Source organism: Cupriavidus basilensis OR16 (genome assembly GCF_000243095.1).
Lineage (GTDB): Bacteria > Pseudomonadota > Gammaproteobacteria > Burkholderiales > Burkholderiaceae > Cupriavidus > Cupriavidus basilensis_D.
Window position 1 is genome coordinate 33,750 of record NZ_AHJE01000017.1, and the last position, 17,859, is coordinate 51,608.

Annotated in this window: 14 protein-coding genes and 3 pseudogenes; 16 read left to right on the top strand and 1 reads right to left on the bottom strand. The window is 63.3% G+C overall.

The features are described from left to right. Positions 1-147 precede the first annotated feature (147 nt). The 4 genes and pseudogenes from OR16_RS06875 (at position 148) to OR16_RS06890 (ending at position 5,309) form a co-directional block, all read left to right on the top strand. The gene (locus tag OR16_RS06875) at positions 148-1,299 is read left to right on the top strand and encodes an ABC transporter substrate-binding protein (protein WP_006157235.1); all 1,152 of its coding nucleotides are present in this window, start codon (positions 148-150) and stop codon (positions 1,297-1,299) included. Between the two features lie 419 nt (positions 1,300-1,718). Further along, a pseudogene (locus OR16_RS06880) lies at positions 1,719-2,749 on the top strand (branched-chain amino acid ABC transporter permease). Positions 2,750-2,759: 10 nt separating this feature from the next. Continuing rightward, entirely contained in the window at positions 2,760-4,547 is a 1,788-nt protein-coding gene (locus OR16_RS06885) for an ABC transporter permease subunit (protein ID WP_006157236.1), read from the top strand. 18 nt (positions 4,548-4,565) lie between these two features. Continuing rightward, the gene (locus OR16_RS06890) at positions 4,566-5,309 is read left to right on the top strand and encodes an ABC transporter ATP-binding protein (protein ID WP_006157237.1); all 744 of its coding nucleotides are present in this window, start codon (positions 4,566-4,568) and stop codon (positions 5,307-5,309) included. A gap of 340 nt (positions 5,310-5,649) precedes the next feature. Here the strand turns inward: OR16_RS06890 and OR16_RS06895 are convergent, their stop codons facing one another. After that, positions 5,650-6,597 carry a LysR substrate-binding domain-containing protein gene (locus tag OR16_RS06895; protein ID WP_043418801.1) on the bottom strand — a complete coding sequence of 316 codons (948 nt, stop codon included), beginning with the start codon at positions 6,595-6,597 and terminating at the stop codon, positions 5,650-5,652. 128 nt (positions 6,598-6,725) lie between these two features. Here OR16_RS06895 and OR16_RS06900 point away from each other — a divergent pair, with 128 nt between their 5' ends. The 12 genes and pseudogenes from OR16_RS06900 (at position 6,726) to atpA (ending at position 17,850) form a co-directional block, all read left to right on the top strand. Further along, positions 6,726-7,721: a tripartite tricarboxylate transporter substrate binding protein BugE gene (locus tag OR16_RS06900; protein ID WP_006157239.1), complete on the top strand. Its 996-nt coding sequence runs from the start codon at positions 6,726-6,728 to the stop codon at positions 7,719-7,721. A 5-nt stretch (positions 7,722-7,726) separates the two neighbouring features. Beyond that, positions 7,727-8,587, top strand: a complete 861-nt coding sequence (locus OR16_RS06905; RefSeq protein WP_006157240.1) for an N-formylglutamate amidohydrolase — start codon at positions 7,727-7,729, stop codon at positions 8,585-8,587. 219 nt (positions 8,588-8,806) lie between these two features. Next, entirely contained in the window at positions 8,807-10,666 is a 1,860-nt protein-coding gene (gene mnmG / locus OR16_RS06910; RefSeq protein WP_006157241.1) for a tRNA uridine-5-carboxymethylaminomethyl(34) synthesis enzyme MnmG, read from the top strand. Then, positions 10,667-11,359 (top strand): annotated as a pseudogene (rsmG, locus tag OR16_RS48120) (16S rRNA (guanine(527)-N(7))-methyltransferase RsmG); the annotation flags it as partial. Continuing rightward, positions 11,357-11,818: pseudogene (locus tag OR16_RS48125) on the top strand (ParA family protein); the annotation flags it as partial. The pseudogenes rsmG and OR16_RS48125, both read left to right, overlap by 3 nt. Positions 11,819-11,870: 52 nt before the next feature. Further along, on the top strand, positions 11,871-12,773 hold the full coding sequence (locus OR16_RS06920) for a ParB/RepB/Spo0J family partition protein (protein WP_006157243.1): 903 nt from the start codon (positions 11,871-11,873) through the stop codon (positions 12,771-12,773). Positions 12,774-13,208: 435 nt separating this feature from the next. Next, complete coding sequence (locus OR16_RS06925) at positions 13,209-13,709, top strand: ATP synthase subunit I (protein WP_006157244.1); 501 nt, start codon at positions 13,209-13,211, stop codon at positions 13,707-13,709. A gap of 245 nt (positions 13,710-13,954) precedes the next feature. Further along, positions 13,955-14,818 carry a F0F1 ATP synthase subunit A gene (atpB, locus tag OR16_RS06930; protein ID WP_006157245.1) on the top strand — a complete coding sequence of 288 codons (864 nt, stop codon included), beginning with the start codon at positions 13,955-13,957 and terminating at the stop codon, positions 14,816-14,818. A 62-nt stretch (positions 14,819-14,880) separates the two neighbouring features. Then, positions 14,881-15,147 carry a F0F1 ATP synthase subunit C gene (gene atpE / locus OR16_RS06935; protein ID WP_006157246.1) on the top strand — a complete coding sequence of 89 codons (267 nt, stop codon included), beginning with the start codon at positions 14,881-14,883 and terminating at the stop codon, positions 15,145-15,147. A 99-nt stretch (positions 15,148-15,246) separates the two neighbouring features. After that, positions 15,247-15,717 (top strand): F0F1 ATP synthase subunit B, encoded by a 471-nt coding sequence (locus OR16_RS06940; protein ID WP_006157247.1) that lies wholly within the window; start codon positions 15,247-15,249, stop codon positions 15,715-15,717. Between the two features lie 2 nt (positions 15,718-15,719). Further along, positions 15,720-16,259 carry a F0F1 ATP synthase subunit delta gene (locus tag OR16_RS06945; protein ID WP_006157248.1) on the top strand — a complete coding sequence of 180 codons (540 nt, stop codon included), beginning with the start codon at positions 15,720-15,722 and terminating at the stop codon, positions 16,257-16,259. A 49-nt stretch (positions 16,260-16,308) separates the two neighbouring features. Further along, on the top strand, positions 16,309-17,850 hold the full coding sequence (gene atpA, locus OR16_RS06950; protein WP_006157249.1) for a F0F1 ATP synthase subunit alpha: 1,542 nt from the start codon (positions 16,309-16,311) through the stop codon (positions 17,848-17,850). Positions 17,851-17,859 lie beyond the last annotated feature (9 nt).

Consider the following 17,859-nt stretch of genomic DNA (forward strand, 5'->3'; position numbering starts at 1 on the left):
GCGCCGGCGTTGCGCCTGGATACGGGCCCGCAAGGGCACCGGCACAATAAGATCGAAGACAAGACAGAGAAGACCAGATTGAGGCATCCGCGCGGCCGCAAGGCGGCGCGGATGCCTCTTCCGTTTGCCGCAATGGAAGGAGACACGATGACATTCAAGCGCGCCAGCCTGCTGGCTCTCGCCGCCGCCAGCCTGTGCGCCGGCACCGCCAGCGCACAGGTCAAAGTCGGGGTAACGCTATCGGCCACCGGGCCCGCCGCTTCGCTGGGCATTCCGGAGAAGAACACGATCTCGCTGCTGCCCAAGGAGATTGCTGGCAAGAAGATCGAGTACATCGTGCTAGACGATGCGTCGGACACCACCACCGCGGTCAAGAACACGCGCAAGCTGATCAGCGAAGACAAGGTCGACGTGATCGTCGGCTCCACCGTCACGCCCAACTCGCTGGCCATGGTGGACGTCGTCGCCGAGAACGACACGCCGATGATCACGCTGGCTGCCTCGGCCCGCATCATCGAGCCGATGGACGCCAAGCGCGCCTGGGTCTTCAAGACGCCGCAGAACGACTCGCACATGGCGACCGCCATTGCCGAGCACATGACCAACCACAACGTGAAGACGGTGGCCTTTATCGGCTTCGCGGATGCCTACGGTGACAGCTGGGCGCAGGAATTCGCCAAGGTGGGCGAGATGCGCAAGGTCAAGGTGGTGGCCAACGAACGCTTTGCGCGTACCGACACCTCGGTCACCGGGCAGGTGCTCAAGATGATGGGCAGCAACCCCGACGCGGTGCTGATCGCAGGTTCGGGTACGCCCGCCGCGCTGCCGGCCAAGGCGCTCAAGGAGCGCGGCTTCAAGGGCAAGATCTACCAGACCCACGGTGTGGCCAACGCCGACTTCCTGCGCGTGTGCGGCAAGGATTGCGAAGGCACCTTCCTGCCGGCCGGCCCGCTGCTGGTGGCCGAGCAGCTGCCGGATACCAATCCGGTGAAGAAGCCCGCCATGACCTACAAGACCGCGTATGAAAAGGCGTTTGGCGGCCAGGTATCGACCTTCGGCGGCCATGCCTGGGATGCCGGCCTGCTGCTGCAGCGAGCCATTCCCGAGGCGCTCAAGAAGGGCCAGCCGGGCACCAAGGAGTTCCGCAAGGCGCTGCGCGATGCCATGGAGCAGACCAAGGAACTGCCGATCTCCCACGGCATCATGAACATGACGCCGACCGACCACCTTGGCCTGGACCAGCGTGCGCGTGTGATGGTGGAGATCGTCGACGGCAAGTGGAAGCTGCAGACCAAGTAAGGGCGGCCTGCATTTGACGCAACGAGGGCGCATGGCCAGCCATGCGCCCTTTTTTGTTGCACACGCCACAGTACGCCACCTCACGCCACCCCACACCAACCCTTGCTTGCGTGCGGCTACAGGCAATCCCGTACTTGACACCGTAGCTGTCATGCACGATCTTTAACGTGTTAATGAATTTGGCATTGGCCCGGGTAAGCAAAACGGGATGACGGCCATGGTGCGCTGCGGATATGCTGCATTCGGCATGTACAGCGTTTCCCGCCCGCCGTGCCAGATTGCCAATGCGGCACTGCGCAATCTAAGGGTTCGTCGGGATTTCCGCTATGCGTAAGTTGTTTCATATTTCGTAATTCGTAATTTCATAAGCCAGCCGGCCTCCCTCCGCCGGCCGGACCCATCAACAATACGGGGAGACAATGGACCTCTCGATCGCCGCCATCCTGGCGCAGGACGGCATCACTTCGGGCGCCATCTATGCGCTGCTCGCGCTGGCCTTGGTGCTGGTGTTCTCGGTGACCCGCGTCATCTTCATTCCGCAAGGGGAGTTCGTCGCCTATGGCGCGCTGACCCTGGCGGCGATTCAGTCCGGCCATGCGCCGCAAAGCAGCTGGCTGCTGCTGGTCATGGGCGTGCTGACCTTTATTTACGAGACAGTCACCATCCTGCGCAGCGCCGAGCTGCGCCGGACCGCGCCAAGGCGGCTGGCGGTGCTGGCCGGCAAGTACCTGGTCTTCCCGCTGGCCGTGCACCTGCTGGCGCAGAACTTCGACGGGCAGACCATGCCCATGCTGGCGCAGATCGCGCTGACCCTGCTGATCGTGATTCCGCTCGGGCCCATGCTGTACCGCCTGCCAGCACCCTGGTACTGCTGATCGTCTCGGTCGGCGTGCACTTCGCGCTGGTGGGCCTGGGGCTGGTGATGTTCGGCGCCGAGGGCTCGCGCACCACGCCGTTCTCGGAGGCACGCTTTGAAGTGGGCAGCCTGACGATCTCCGGGCAGAGCCTTTGGGTGGTTGGCGTATCGGCATTGCTGATCGCGGCGCTGTATTTCTACTTCGAACGCACGATTGCCGGCAAGGCGTTGCGTGCCACCGCGGTCAATCGCCTGGGCGCGCGGCTGGTTGGCATCGGCACGACGCAGGCCGGGCGCCTCTCGTTCACGCTTGCGGCGGCAATGGGCGCGCTGTGCGGGATCCTGATCGCGCCGCTCACCACGGTGTACTACGAGTCGGGCTTCCTGATCGGCCTGAAGGGCTTCGTCGGCGCGATCGTCGGCGGCCTGGTGAGCTATCCCGCGGCGGCCGCCGGCGCCATCCTGGTGGGGCTGCTCGAATCCTATTCGTCCTTCTGGGCCAGTGCTTTCAAGGAGGTCATCGTGTTCACCCTGATCCTGCCCGTGCTGCTGTGGCGCTCGCTCACCAGCAAGCATGTGGAAGACGAGGAATAAGGGACACGCCATGAACACCAACCTCAAGAACCGAATCTTCCTGCTGGCCTTCGCGGTAGTGTTGGCGCTGCTGCCCGTGCTGCCCACGCCGGAATTCTGGATCACGCTGGGCAACTATATCGGCCTGTACAGCATCGTCGCCATCGGCCTGGTCCTGCTCACCGGCGTGGGCGGCATGACCTCATTCGGCCAGGCCGCGTTTGTTGGCCTCGGCGCCTACAGCACGGCCTATCTCACCACGCAGTTCGGGCTGTCGCCGTGGCTCGGCCTGCTGGTCGGGCTGGTGATCACGATGGCCTCGGCCTATGTGATCGGCCTGATCACCATGCGCATGTCGGGCCACTACCTGCCGCTGGCCACCATCGCCTGGGGCCTGTCGCTGTTCTTCCTGTTTGGCAACCTGGAATTCCTCGGCAAGTACGACGGCCTCAACGGGATTCCCGTGCTGCACGTGGTTGGCATCGAGCTTGCCTCCGGCCGCTCGATGTTCTACCTGATCTGGGCCGTGGTGCTGGTGTCGGTGATCGCCATGCAGAACCTGCTCAACTCGCGCCCGGGCCGCGCCATTCGCGCGTTGAAGGGCGGTGGCACCATGGCCGAGGCGATGGGCGTGAACACCGCATGGATGAAGGTGGTGATCTTTGTGGTGGCGGCGATGCTGGCCTGCATCTCGGGCTTCCTCTACGCGCATCTGCAGCGCGCGGTGAACCCCACGCCGTTCGGGCTGAACTACGGCATCGAGTACCTGTTCATGGCGGTGGTGGGCGGCGTTGGCCACGTGTGGGGCGCGGTGCTTGGCGCCGGTATCCTGACCATCCTGAAGGACGTGCTGCAGGGCGTGCTGCCCAAGTTGCTGGGCGCCAACGGCAACTTCGAAACCATCGTCTTCGGTGTGCTGATGGTGCTGCTGCTGCAATACGCGCGCGATGGCATCTGGCCCTTCATCAAGAAGCTGTTCCCGAGCGGCCCGCCGGTGGTGGCGCCGGCGCAAGCGCCTGCGCTGGCGCTGCGCGCCAAGCCGCAGGCCGGCGAGCTGATCCTCGATGTGAAGGCGGCACGCAAGGAGTTCGGCGGGCTGGTGGCGGTCAACGATGTGAGCTTCCAGGTACGGGCCGGCGAGATCATCGGGCTGATCGGCCCCAACGGCGCGGGCAAGTCCACCACCTTCAACCTCGTCACCGGCGTGCTGCCCGCCACGCGCGGCGAGGTGCTGTATCGCGGCGAGCAGATCTCCGGGCTGCCATCGCGCGAGATCGTCAAGCGCGGCATCGGCCGTACCTTCCAGCACGTGCATCTGCTGCCCACGATGACGGTGCTGGAGAACGTGGCGATCGGCGCGCACCTGCGCGGCGACTTCGCGCCGCAGGGCGGTGTGACAGCGGCCATCCTGCGGATGAACAAGAATGAGGAGGCAAAGCTGCTGCACGAAGCCGCGCGCCAGCTCGAGCGCGTGGGCCTGGCCGACTGCATGTACATGGAAGCCGGCAGCCTCGCGCTCGGCCAGCAACGCATCCTGGAGATCGCGCGCGCGCTGTGCTGCGATCCCGCGCTGCTGTTGCTCGACGAGCCGGCCGCAGGGCTGCGCTACAAGGAAAAGCAGGCGTTGGCCGAGTTGCTGAAGAAGCTCAAGGGCGAGGGCATGAGCGTGCTGCTGGTCGAGCACGACATGGACTTCGTGATGAACCTGACGGACCGGCTGGTGGTGATGGAGTTTGGTACGCGCATCGCGGAGGGCGTGCCCGAGGACGTGCAGAAGAACCCGGCGGTGCTTGAGGCCTACCTCGGCGGCGTGGAGTAAGGAAACAAGGAAACGACAATGAGCCTGATCCTGGAAGTAAAGGACCTCCACGTGCGCTACGGCAAGGTCGAAGCCGTGCACGGCGCCAACCTGAAAGTCGAGGCGGGAAAGATCGTCACGGTGATCGGCCCCAATGGCGCGGGCAAGTCCACCATGCTCAACGCCATCATGGGCGCGTTGCCGGTGAGCGGTTCGTCCAGCGGCGCGGTGACCTACCTCGGCCACGACCTCGCCGGCCTGCCGGTGGAAGGGCGCGTGGCGCGTGGCATGTGCCTGGTGCCGGAGAAGCGCGAACTGTTCAGCTCGATGAGCGTGGCGGACAACCTGGTGCTCGGCGCCTATCGGCGCAAGCGCGCGGGCGAGAAGCACTTCCTCGACCAGATGGAAGTCGTCTACAGCCTCTTCCCGCGCTTGAAGGAGCGCGCGAAGCAAGATGCCGGCACGCTGTCCGGCGGCGAACGCCAGATGCTGGCGGTCGGCCGCGCGCTGATGGCCAAGCCGCAGCTGCTGATGCTGGACGAGCCGAGCCTGGGGCTGGCACCGCTGATCGTGAAGGAGATCTTCCACATCATCAATGACCTGCGCAAGACGGGGGTGGCGACGCTGCTGATCGAGCAGAACGCGCGGGCGGCGCTGCAGGTGGCTGACTACGGTTACGTGATCGAGACGGGGGATATGGCGATGGAGGGGCCGGCTGCCGAACTGGCGGCTAACCCGAAGGTGATCGAGACGTATCTGGGGCTGGCGAAGAAGGCGGCATGACCTTGCGATTGTCGCGCGTCCGTTAAGTTTTGTTCGTGTGATGAATGATGGCTCGCATTTACGGGCCATTTTTATTTGTCTGGTCGATGTGGGCGGGCTCACCGGATCACGCCGGGTATGCTGGGTCCCGTAGTCAGGTCAGTCAGATCAAAGCAGCATGGCAGGCGCATTGGCCGCCGCAAGTGCCTTGGCCGCGGTTTGAGAGGGAAGCGGACTTGGAAATTCGCCTAATGAATTTATGCTTGCGAGAATGCGAGTTTTATATCCATTTGGTAGATTTATCTGCTGAGGCCCGGTAGAAATATTCTCGTGACCGCTTATTGTCGATCACGAATATCTATTAGTATTCATCCTGTAAATTATCCCGGCCAGCCTCCGCCACGTCGGGATCCTCCGCAACCGTCGCCAGCAACCACGCCCGAAACTGTGCAAATGCCGGATGGTCCCGCCGCTCACGCGGGGCGCACAGGAAGTAGCCCCGTGTCAGCCGGATCGGCAGATCGAACGGCGCCACGACGCGCCCCGCGGCGATTTCATCCCGTACCAGGCAGCGCTGCAGCACTGCCACGCCCATATCGGCCTTGACCGCCTGCACCAGGATCGAGACTTGGTCGAAGCCCTTTGAGAGCGTTGGCGCAGCACTGGGTACGCCAGCGGCCCACAGCCAGTGCTGCCAGTTTGCCGGCGCGGTGGTGTGGTAGAGCAGGGTCTCTTCGAGCAGTTCGGCGGGTTCCGACCACCGTCCTGCCTCATGGCGCGCGCGGGCGCGGTCCGGGTGGCAGATGGGTACCATCTCTCTGCCGATCACGTAGTCGCATTGCAGGCCGGGCCAGCGGTCCGTGGTGCCAGCCAGGATGGCGGCATCCGGCGCCGGGCCGGAGAAGTCCTCGTCGCGCCGGTAAGGCACGAAGTCCAGGCGGACCTCGGGATAGCGGCGATGGAAATCCGGCAGCCTGGGCACCAGCCATACGCTGGCCAGCGTGGGCACGGCCGACAGGGTCAGGTGATGCTGGCGGTCGCGGGTGAGGAGGGCGGCGCTGGCGTTCTCGATGGCCGCCAGCGGGCCGGCTACCGAGTCGAGCAGCTGGCGCCCAGCGTCCGTCAGGGTCAGGCGATGCGCATTGCGCTGGAGCAGAGACAGCCCGAAATGCGATTCCAGCCGCGCGATGGCACGGCTGATTGCGCCCTGCGTGACGCAAAGATGCTCGGCCGCACGCGTGAAACTGCCCAGCCGCGCGGCGGCGGCAAAGGCATGCAGTTCGGACATGGAGGGCGAGCGTAGCCGCATGAGGTGGGGGAGGGCTGGGCCGAGAATGAGCTTTGGTAATGTAACCGTGCAATATAGTCGTTTGTGCGCACTCGGTAAACTCCCGACACTTGGCGAGCCAACCCGTATAAATCCAAGGAGAAGTCCGCATGATCCGAGTCCAACTGCCGCGCCGGCATTTTGTCCTGTCTTGCCTGGCGGCATGCGCCAGCCTCAGTGCCGCCGGCGGTGCGCAAGCGCAGGCCAACTATCCGAACAAGCCGATTCGGCTGATCGTGCCGTTCGCTGCGGGCGGCTCTACCGACCTGTCGGCACGCCTGGTCGCGGAGTTCGGCGGGCGTGAGCTGGGCCAGTCGATCGTGGTGGAGAACAAGGGGGGCGCCGGTGGCTCGCTGGGCATGGAGCAGGTCGCCCGCGCGGCACCGGACGGCTATACCATCGGCATGGCGACGGTCAGCACGCACGGCTCCAACCCGGCTGTGTACCCCAAGCTGAACTACGACCCGATCAAGGATTTCGCGCCGATCACCAATGTGGTCGCCATCCCTAGCGTGTTCGCGGTGCACCCCAGCGTGCCGGCAAAGACCATGCAGGAGTTCGTCGCCCTGGTCCGTGCCAACCCCGGCAAGTACAGTTTTGCCTCTCCCGGCGCTGGCTCGCTCGGCCATGTGAACATCGAGAACTTCATGATGCTGGCCAAGATCGACATGCTGCATGTGCCGTACAAGGGCGCTGGCCTGGCGCTCAACGATGCGGTGGCGGGGCAGGTCAATGCCATCACCGACAACCTGTCGTCCACGCTGCCCCACGTGAAATCGGGCCGGCTGCGGGCATTGGCTGTGCTCGGCGCCACCCGCTCGCCGCTGCTGCCCAACGTGCCGACGTACGCCGAACTGGGTTACAAGGAGATGGGCGATGGCGGTTGGTTCGGCATCGTCGCACCGGCCGGCACGCCGCCGGCCATCGTCGCCAAGCTCAACGGTGCCATCCACAAGGCGATGCTGAACCCCGAGTTCAAGCGCAAGGTGGAGGAGTCGGGCGGCACGCTGGTGCCGACCACGCCGGACGGCTTCAAGGTGCAGATCCAGCAGGCGATGGCGCGCTATGCCCGCGTGGCCAAGGCCGCCAACATCAAGCTGGACTGACGGCAATGAGTGACAACTTCGAGCCCTTTGTCCGCTTCGAGCCGCAGGCGCAGTCGCTGCCGCTGGTTTGCGATTCGCCGCATAGCGGCACGCACTACCCGCAGGATTTCCGGGCAGCCATCCCCATCCAGCGGCTGCGTGCCGGCGAGGACACGCATATCGATGCGTTGTGGGAATCCGTGCCGCGTGTGGGCGGCACGCTGATCGCTGCAAATTTCCCGCGGGTCTATATCGACCCCAACCGCACCCTCGACGATCTGGACCCTGAGCTGCTGGACGGCACGTGGCCGGAGCCGCTGGCGCCAGGCGAGAAGACCCGGCTTGGCTATGGGCTGATCTGGCGCCGTATGGATGCGGCCACCCCGATCTACGACCGCAAGCTCTCGCTGCAAGAGGTACGCAACCGGATCGATCGCTATTACCGACCCTACCATCAGACGCTCTCGGGAGCAGTGGAGGACACCTATCTGCGCTTCGGTTCGGTCTGGCATCTGAACCTGCATTCGATGCCGAACAACGCCTACGAGCGGCTCAAGATTCAGAGTCCGCATCCACTGGCGGACTTTGTATTGGGCGACCGCGATGGCACCACCTGCGAGCCGGGCTTTGTCGGCCTGGTGGCGTCGGAGCTGCGGGCGTTGGGCTATTCGGTGGCGCGCAATGATCCGTATAAGGGCGTGCAACTGATCGCGCAGATTGGCCGGCCGGCTGAACGGCGCAACAGCTTGCAGATCGAGATTCGCCGGCCCCTGTATATGGACGAAGTAACGCGTGAACGTAACGCCGGCTTTGACGAGCTCCGGGCCAATCTTGGTCGGCTCGTCGAGCGTATCGGCGCTTATCTGCGTGAGCAGCGCAAGCCGTAAGTACCGCAGCCTCTGCGGAGCACAGAAGAAAGCCGGGCCAGCGTGCCCGGTTTTTTTTGTTTCACGTGGAACACACCCAGGTTATTCATGCAGCATGTTTCACGTGAAACATGCTGCGGCGCAGGGAAGCTCTGGAGATTGCCGTTATAATTCGGCATCCCGATTTATTCCCGCTAGCGTGGCCACGCCGGCACCGAAGCTGCACTCGCTGCGGCGCGTATGGGTTGCCAGACCCTGCTGCTGAGCCACAACATCGAGACCCTTGGTCAGATGAGCTGCAATCCGTCCATCGGCGGCATTGGCAAGGGCCATCTCGTCAAGGAGGTGGATGCAATGGGCGGCGCCATGGCGGCAGCCACGGATGAGTCGGGCATCCAGTTCCGCATCCTGAATTCCAGCAAAGGCCCGGCCGTTCGTGCAACCCGCGCCCAGGCGGATCGCGTGCTGTATCGCAAAGCGATTCGCACCCGGCTGGAGAACCAGCCCAACCTGATGCTGTTCCAGCAGGCCGTGGATGACCTGGTGGTGGAGGGCGACCGCGTGGTCGGCGCCGTCACGCAGGTTGGCATTACCTTCCGCGCGCGCGCTGTGGTGCTGACCGCAGGAACCTTCCTCGACGGGAAGATCCACGTGGGGCTGGATAACTACACCGGCGGCCGCGCAGGTGACCCTGCCTCGGTGTCGCTATCGGCGCGCCTGAAGGAGCTCAAGCTGCCGCAGGGCCGGCTGAAGACGGGTACGCCGCCGCGCATCGATGGACGCACCATCGACTTCTCCGTGATGGTCGAGCAGCCCGGTGATCTGGATCCGGTACCGGTGTTCTCCTTCATGGGTCGTGCGGAGCAGCACCCGCAACAACTGCCGTGCTGGATCACGCATACCAATAGCCAGACCCACGACATCATCCGTGGCGGCCTGGATCGCTCGCCGATGTACACCGGGGTGATCGAAGGGGTAGGGCCACGGTACTGTCCTAGCATCGAGGACAAGATCCACCGCTTTGCCAGCAAGGACAGCCACCAGATCTTCCTGGAACCGGAAGGGCTGACAACCAACGAGTTCTACCCCAACGGTATCTCCACGAGCCTGCCGTTCGATGTGCAGCTTGCCCTGGTGCACTCGATCCGCGGCATGGAGAACGCGCACATCCTGCGTCCCGGCTACGCCATTGAGTACGACTACTTCGACCCGCGCGCCCTCAAGGCTTCGCTGGAGTCCAAGGCAATCGGCGGTCTGTTCTTCGCCGGCCAGATCAACGGCACCACCGGCTACGAAGAGGCCGCGGCCCAGGGCCTGCTGGCAGGCATCAATGCCGGTTGCTTCGTACGGGAACGGGACGCCTGGACTCCCCGGCGGGACCAGGCCTATCTTGGGGTTCTGGTCGACGACCTGATCACCCGCGGGGTCTCGGAACCGTACCGAATGTTCACCAGCCGCGCCGAGTTCCGTTTGAGCCTACGCGAAGATAATGCCGATATGCGACTGACGGAAGCCGGGCGGGAGCTGGGTGTGGTCGATGATGTGCGCTGGGATGCCTTTAATCGGAAGCGCGATGCTGTTTCACGTGAAACAGAGCGCTTGAAGGGCACTTGGGTCAATCCGAGCATCTTGCCGGAAGCCGATGCTGTACCGCTGCTGGGCAAAGCGATCGAGCGCGAGTACAACCTGGCCGATCTGTTGCGCCGTCCCGCTGTTACCTACGAAGCGCTGATGGCATTGCAAGGTGGCAAGTTCGCTCCCGCCCTGGCACTCGATGCCGACCCGCTGCTGGTCGGGCAGATTCGCGAACAGATCGAGATCGGCATCAAGTACCACGGCTACATCACCCGCCAGGCTGCCGAAGTGGACAAGCTGGAAGCCAATGAATCCACCCGCCTGCCGGAAGGCTTCGATTACACCGAAGTACGCGGCCTTGGCATCGAGGTAGGCCAGAAGCTGAATCAGCATCGGCCCGAGACGCTCGGCCAGGCATCGCGCATTTCCGGCGTGACGCCGGCCGCGATTTCGCTGCTGTTGGTCCATCTGAAAAAGAAGGGCATGGGGCGTACCAAATCCGACTCCAGCCAAGAGGCCGCCTGAGTGAGGAGCCAACGCTACGCGGCCGTGGATGACGCCGACCAGCGCCGTCGCCTGGAGGCCGGCTTGTCCGCCATCGGCCTGGCGGCCTCCGCAAGCCAGATCGATCAGTTGTTTGCCTACCTGGCACTGCTGCGCAAATGGAACGCCATCTATAACCTGACCGCCATCCGTCATCCCGACGAGATGTTGACCCACCACATGCTCGACTCGCTGGCCGCCGTGCCGGCGCTGGCGGAAGCGGCTCGCGCCGCGGCGGTGGAAGAGGGCGGCCGTGGCCGGGTGCTGGACGTGGGCTCGGGTGGTGGCATGCCTGGCCTGCCGCTGGCCATCACGTGTCCCGACCTGTCGGTGCTGATGGTTGACATCGTGCAAAAGAAAACCGCTTTCCTGACGCAGTGCCGGGCACAGCTTGGCCTGTCCAACGCCGCTGCCCATTGGGGCCCGGTCGAAAAGCTGGAAGACGGCAACGGGTATGCCGTCATCACGTCGCGCGCGTTTGCCGAGCTGACCGATTTCGTATCGCTAGCCGGCCACCTGCTGGCGCCGGGCGGCAAGCTGATTGCCATGAAGGGCGTTTATCCTCAGCCCGAACTCGATCGCATGGAAGCGGCCGGGTTGATGGCCGAGTGGCAGGTCGAGGCGATACCGCGCCTGACCGTGCCGGAACTGGACGCAGAACGTCACCTGGTGCTGGCCGGTGCTGAAGTGGAACTGGTCGAACTGGACCAGCGCGAGAAACGTCTCAAGAACGCCATCGCCGAGGTCAATGCCCTGCTGACCCTCAACGGGCTGTGCGCGGCCCACGGCGTGATCGTGCCGATGCAGTGCGAGTACTTCGCGCTGGAAGGGCTCTCCGATCTCGTCAACACCATCAAGCAGGTTCACGCCAACCTCAATCGTGACCTGAAGGTGATCGGCCTGCTCCGTGTGATGTTTGATCCACGTGTTACATTGCAGCAACAGGTGTCGGCCCAGCTCGAGTCGCATTTTGGCGACAAGGTCTTCAAGACCGTCATCCCGCGCAATGTACGGCTGGCCGAGGCACCGTCCTATGGTGTGCCGGGCGTGGCGTTCGATCCGTCGTCCAAGGGGGCCAAGGCCTACCTCGATTTCGGCGCCGAGATGATCGCGCGCGTCAAGCAACTCGACTGAGCACCGGGTTGAGAGTCACCGGGTTGAGAATCACCGAATACAGGATACCGAGATGAGCACCGCGAAGAAGAAGGGCCTGGGCCGCGGACTGGAGGCCCTGCTGGGTGGTCCGGCCGAAATCGTCGACGCCGTGAAGCAGGAGGGCGCCCCCTCCGTGCTCCGTCTGGACCAGCTCCAGCCCGGCAAGTACCAGCCGCGCACGCGCATGGACGAAGGCGCGCTGCAGGAGTTGGCCGCGAGTATTCGCGCCCAGGGCCTGATGCAGCCGATCCTGGTGCGCCGCGTTGCCGAGCCGGACCGCTACGAGATCATTGCCGGTGAGCGACGCTTCCGCGCATCCAAGATCGCCGGACTCGACGAAGTGCCTGTGCTGGTCAAGGACGTGGCCGACGAAGCTGCAGCCGCGATGGCGCTCATCGAGAATATCCAGCGCGAAGACCTCAACCCGCTGGAAGAAGCGCAGGGCATCATGCGCCTGGTGCGCGAGTTCAATTTCACGCATGAGCAGGCGGCGGAATCGGTAGGGCGCTCGCGCAGCGCGGTGTCCAACCTGCTGCGTCTCTTGAACCTGGCCCAACCCGTCCAGACCATGCTGATGGCTGGCGATCTCGACATGGGCCACGCCCGCGCGTTGCTCTCCGTCGACGGCGCCAATCAGATCACACTCGCCAATCAGATAGTTAATAAACGTTTATCGGTGCGCGAGACCGAAAAGCTGGTAGCCTCCACCCTCAAGCCCTTTGACCTCAGGCTGCAGAAGCCGAACAACGGCACGCCGGCGCGCGATGTGGCGCGACTCGAGGAAGAGCTATCCGACGTGCTTGGCCTGTCGGTGCAGATCAAGCTGAGCGTGCGGGGCAAAGGCCAACTTACCATTCACTTCACCAGCAATGATGCGCTCGACGGTGTGCTGACACGCCTGCGCGAGCCCGGCGAAAGCCCGTCTCCCGCCTGAGCGCGGAATTTCCCAAAAATAGTGCGCGATTAACGGTCGCTGCCGGTCCGCTGCAGATCGGTGCATTTTGGTGCGGGCCGGTTTTGGCGCGGTCTGCGTGCGACTGCGCCAGGTTTGCGCTCGGCCGATAAACGACCATGGTGCGCCGCCAGCCAAGGCGGATCAATTACCTGGCGCGTTATTGGTATGCGTCGGCCGCGCGCGCACTATGGGCTCGTGGCGAATGCAAGCGGAATGCGGACTGTTGCAAGGCGTCTGTAAGCAGATTGACTCGCATGGTGCATTCCTCGTAAAATCGTGCGGTTTGAATTCCGGCCGGTCCAGAATAGTTCCGGGGCGGATTAAATGGCCGGCAAATGGCAGGCTGCTCGGTCCGTGAGCGAACGGCGCGTGAGCAAACGGCGAGCGCACGGCAATAAGCAGAGGCAATAGCAGGTGGTTTCAGATCGTCAGGATGCTGGTCGGAAGAAAGACTGGCAGACGCGTGATGCCTGGGAAGACGAGGCAGAGCGCGAAGAAGAGGCGGTCGATCCGCTGTCGCGCGTCGAGGCGGAAACGCTGTTCGGCGAGCACGCGCTGCGCCCTTCGCGCATGACGCCCGGCAGGGTCGTGCTGGCGCAGGTTGCGGTTACTTTGTTGTCGGCCATTGCCTGGCGACTGTTTGCTGGCGGCAACGCCGGCGCGGCGGGTTGGTCGGCACTGTTCGGCGGCACGGTGTGTTTCGTGCCCAGCGGTTTCTTCGCGCTGCGGCTCTGGATGGCGCGCGAGCGTCCCTCGATCAGCGGACTGGTGGTCGGCGAGGCGATCAAGGTGTTTGCCACCGCCGGACTGTTCGTCCTGGTAGTGGTGTTGTACAGCGAGTTGCGCTGGGTACCGATGCTGGTCACGTTCCTGCTTGCCCTCAAGACCTACTGGGTCGCGTTGGCGATTCGCTGAGGGTGTGCCCCAGGGCAGGCCGGCCAGGCGCGGTAGGTCGGATAAGTGTGCTTCTCGTCGAAGTGGGGCACGAAAACAGAATATCAAGATGTTTTTGCGTGGCGCGTCACAACAGTGAAGCGCGGCGTGGATAAGGTTCAAACGAGCTTGCCCGCGGTGACCAGCAGAGTGTGCTGAAGGCGGTGCAAGAAGCGTACCGGCAAAATGCCGGCAACTGGTTTCGCAATATTACGGTTCGTTTCGACATGTCAGCTGCCCAAGGCGCCGAACAGGCCCTCACCCCCTCCGGCTATATCGCCGAACACTTGCAGAACCTCAACACGGTTGGTGGCAAGCAAGCCGCCGTCGTTGACTTCAGCGTCCTCAACTATGACACCGTGTTCTGGTCGGTGCTGTGCGGTGCCATCGCCGTGATCTTCCTGTACGCCGCCGCGCGCCGCGCGACCGCTGGCGTGCCGGGCCGCTTCCAGGCCTTCGTGGAAATGATCGTCGAGATGGTCGACGACCAGGCCAAGGGCATCATCCATGGCGACCGTTCCTTCATCGCCCCGCTGGCACTGATGGTGTTCTGCTGGATCACGGTGATGAATGCCGTCGACTTGATCCCGGTCGACTGGGTTACCGGCCTGAACGGCCTGCTGGGCATCTTCCACATCCATCTGCCGCACCACCGCGCGGTTGCTACCGCTGACCTGAACGGTACGCTGGGCATGTCGTGCGCAGTGCTGGTGCTGATGATCTATTACAGCTTCAAGATCAAGGGCGTGGGCGGCTTCACCCATGAACTGCTGTCGGCCCCGTTCGGCGCCAAGTGGTACCTGGCCCCGTTCAACCTGATCCTGAACCTGATTGAATTCCTGGCCAAGGCGGTTTCGCTGGGCATGCGGTTGTTCGGCAACATGTACGCCGGCGAACTGGTGTTCCTGCTGATCGCGCTGCTGGGTTCCATCTGGACGTTCGGTGCGGACCTTTCCGCGCTGGGCTTCGTCGGTCATGTGCTGGCCGGTACGGTATGGGCGATCTTCCACATCCTGATCGTTCTGCTCCAGGCTTTCATTTTCATGATGCTGACGCTGGTGTACATCGGCCAGGCACACGATCACCACTGATTTAAGATTTTCGGTTTTTCGGTTTTTTGGTTCTAAGTCTCTTCTCAATTAAAGGAGTAGTCATGCAAGCATATCTCGCCAACATCCAGGGTCTGACCGCCATCGGTATCGGCATCATCATCGGTCTGGGCGCAATCGGCGCCTGCCTGGGCATCGCCCTGATGGGTGGCAAGTACATCGAAGCGTGCGCACGTCAGCCTGAACTGATGAACCCGCTGCAAACCAAGATGTTCCTGCTGGCTGGCCTGATCGATGCAGCATTCCTGATCGGCGTGGGCGTTGCAATGCTGTTCGCATTCGCCAACCCGCTGCTGGCTGTCATCAAGTAATTCTTTTCGGTCTGCATGATGCTGACGGGCGGCGCGGGCCACTTAGCCTGGCCGCCCTTGCGCATTTATCTGTAGTTTGATTACCGAAAGGAACACACCATGAATCTGAACGCAACGTTTTTTGCGCAGATGGTCGTGTTCTTCATCCTGTGGTGGGTAGTTGCCAAATTTATTTGGCCGCCGCTGGTGAAGGCGCTCGACGAACGCGCAAAGAAGATCGCCGATGGCCTCGCCGCCGCCGAAAAAGGCAAGGCTGAGCTCGAACTCGCCAACAAGCGTGTGGACCAGGCCCTGGCCGAAGCCCGCACCGAAGGTGCTCAACGCGTCGCTGACGCCGAGAAGCGCGCTCAGCTGACGGCTGACGAGATCAAGCAAAACGCCCAGGCAGAAGCCGCACGCATCATTGCCCAGGCCAAGGCCGAAGCCGAACAGCAAGTCACCCGCGCGCGCGAGCAATTGCGCGACCAGGTTGCCGTGCTGGCCGTCAAGGGTGCCGAGCAGATCCTCAAGCGCGAAGTGAACGCGCAGGTCCACATGGATCTGCTCAATCAACTCAAGGCTGAGCTCTAATCATGGCTGAAACCGCAACCATTGCCCGTCCCTACGCCGAGGCGCTGTTCCGCGTCGCGACCGAATCGAGCGGCAATCTGGATGCATGGTCCGAGCTGGTGTCGGAAATGGGGCAAGTTGCCGCCAATCCCGACATGAAGGCGGTGGCTGGCGATCCGAACGTGCACGGCGACAAGCTGAGCGCACTGTTCCTGTCGGCCCTGAAGTCTCCGGTCAACGACGAAGCCAAGCGCTTCGTCAGCCTGCTGGTGGATAACCACCGCCTGTCGGTATTGCCGGAAATCGCCGAGCAGTTCCATGCGCTCAAGAACGACCGTGAAGGGTCGGCTGATGTCGAGATCACGAGTGCCTTCCCCCTTGAGGGCGCAAGCCTGACCGACCTCGTCGCCGCGCTCGAACGCAAGTTCGGCCGCAAGCTGCAGCCCTCGGTTGCGGTGGACCCGTCGCTGATTGGCGGCGTGCGCGTCAAGGTCGGCGACGAAGTGCTCGACACCTCCGTGCGTGCGCGCCTGGCAGCAATGCAAGTGGCGCTGACCGCATGATGCGCGAGAAGCGCACCAGCCGACGGATTGAAGAATTAGGAGCATTGTGATGCAACTGAACCCCTCAGAAATCAGCGAGCTGATCAAGTCCCGCATCTCGGGTCTTGGCGCCGACGCTGAAGTGCGCAACACCGGCACGGTGATTTCCGTGACCGATGGTATCTGCCGCGTGCACGGCCTGTCCGGCGTGATGCAGGGCGAGATGCTGGAATTCCCCGGTAACACGTTTGGTCTCGCACTGAACCTCGAGCGCGACTCTGTCGGCGCCGTGGTGCTGGGCGACTACGAACACATTTCGGAAGGCGACCCGGTCAAGTGCACCGGCCGCATTCTCGAAGTGCCGGTTGGCAAGGAACTGCTGGGCCGCGTGGTCAACACGCTGGGTCAGCCGATCGACGGCAAGGGCCCGATCAACGCCAAAGAATCCGACGTGATCGAAAAGGTTGCCCCTGGCGTGATCGCACGTCAGTCGGTCAGCCAGCCGGTGCAGACCGGCCTGAAGTCGATCGACGCGATGGTGCCGATCGGCCGTGGCCAGCGCGAGCTGATCATTGGCGACCGCCAGACCGGCAAGACGGCCGTCGCTGTCGACGCCATCATCAACCAGAAGGGCAAGGGCGTTTTCTGCGTCTACGTGGCAATCGGTCAGAAGGCTTCGACCGTGAACAACGTGGTGCGCAAGCTCGAAGAACTGGGCGCGATGGAGTACACCATCGTCGTGGCTGCCACGGCATCGGACTCCGCCGCCATGCAGTACCTGGCTGCCTACGCCGGTTGCACGATGGGCGAGTACTTCCGCGACCGCGGCGAAGACGCGCTGATCGTCTATGACGACCTGACCAAGCAAGCCTGGGCCTACCGCCAGGTGTCGCTGCTGCTGCGCCGCCCGCCGGGCCGCGAAGCTTACCCTGGCGACGTGTTCTACCTGCACTCGCGTCTGCTCGAGCGCGCAGCCCGCGTGAACGCCGACTACGTCGAGAAGTTCACCAAGGGCGCAGTGACCGGCAAGACCGGCTCGCTGACCGCGCTGCCCGTGATCGAAACGCAAGCTGGCGACGTGTCCGCTTTCGTGCCGACCAACGTGATCTCGATCACCGACGGCCAGATCTTCCTGGAAACCGACCTGTTCAACGCCGGTGTGCGCCCCGCAATCAACGCCGGTATCTCGGTGTCGCGCGTTGGTGGTGCCGCCCAGACCAAGGTTGTCAAGAAGCTCTCCGGCGGTATCCGTACCGACCTGGCCCAGTACCGTGAACTGGCTGCGTTCGCGCAGTTCGCTTCCGACCTGGACGATGCCACCCGCAAGCAGCTGGAGCGCGGCCGCCGCGTGACGGAACTGCTCAAGCAGGCTCAATACCTGCCGCTGCAGGTGTGGCAGCTGGCCGCGTCGCTGTACGCAGCCAACAACGGCTTCCTCGACAACGTGGAAGTGAAGGACATTCTCCCGTTCGAGAAGGGCCTGCACGACCATCTGAAGACCAAGTACGCCGACCTCATCAACCGTATCGAAGATTCCAAGGATCTGTCGAAGGAAGATGAAGCCACGCTGCGTGCCGCGATCGAGGATTTCAAGAAGTCCGCCGCGTTCTAACCGCGCAAT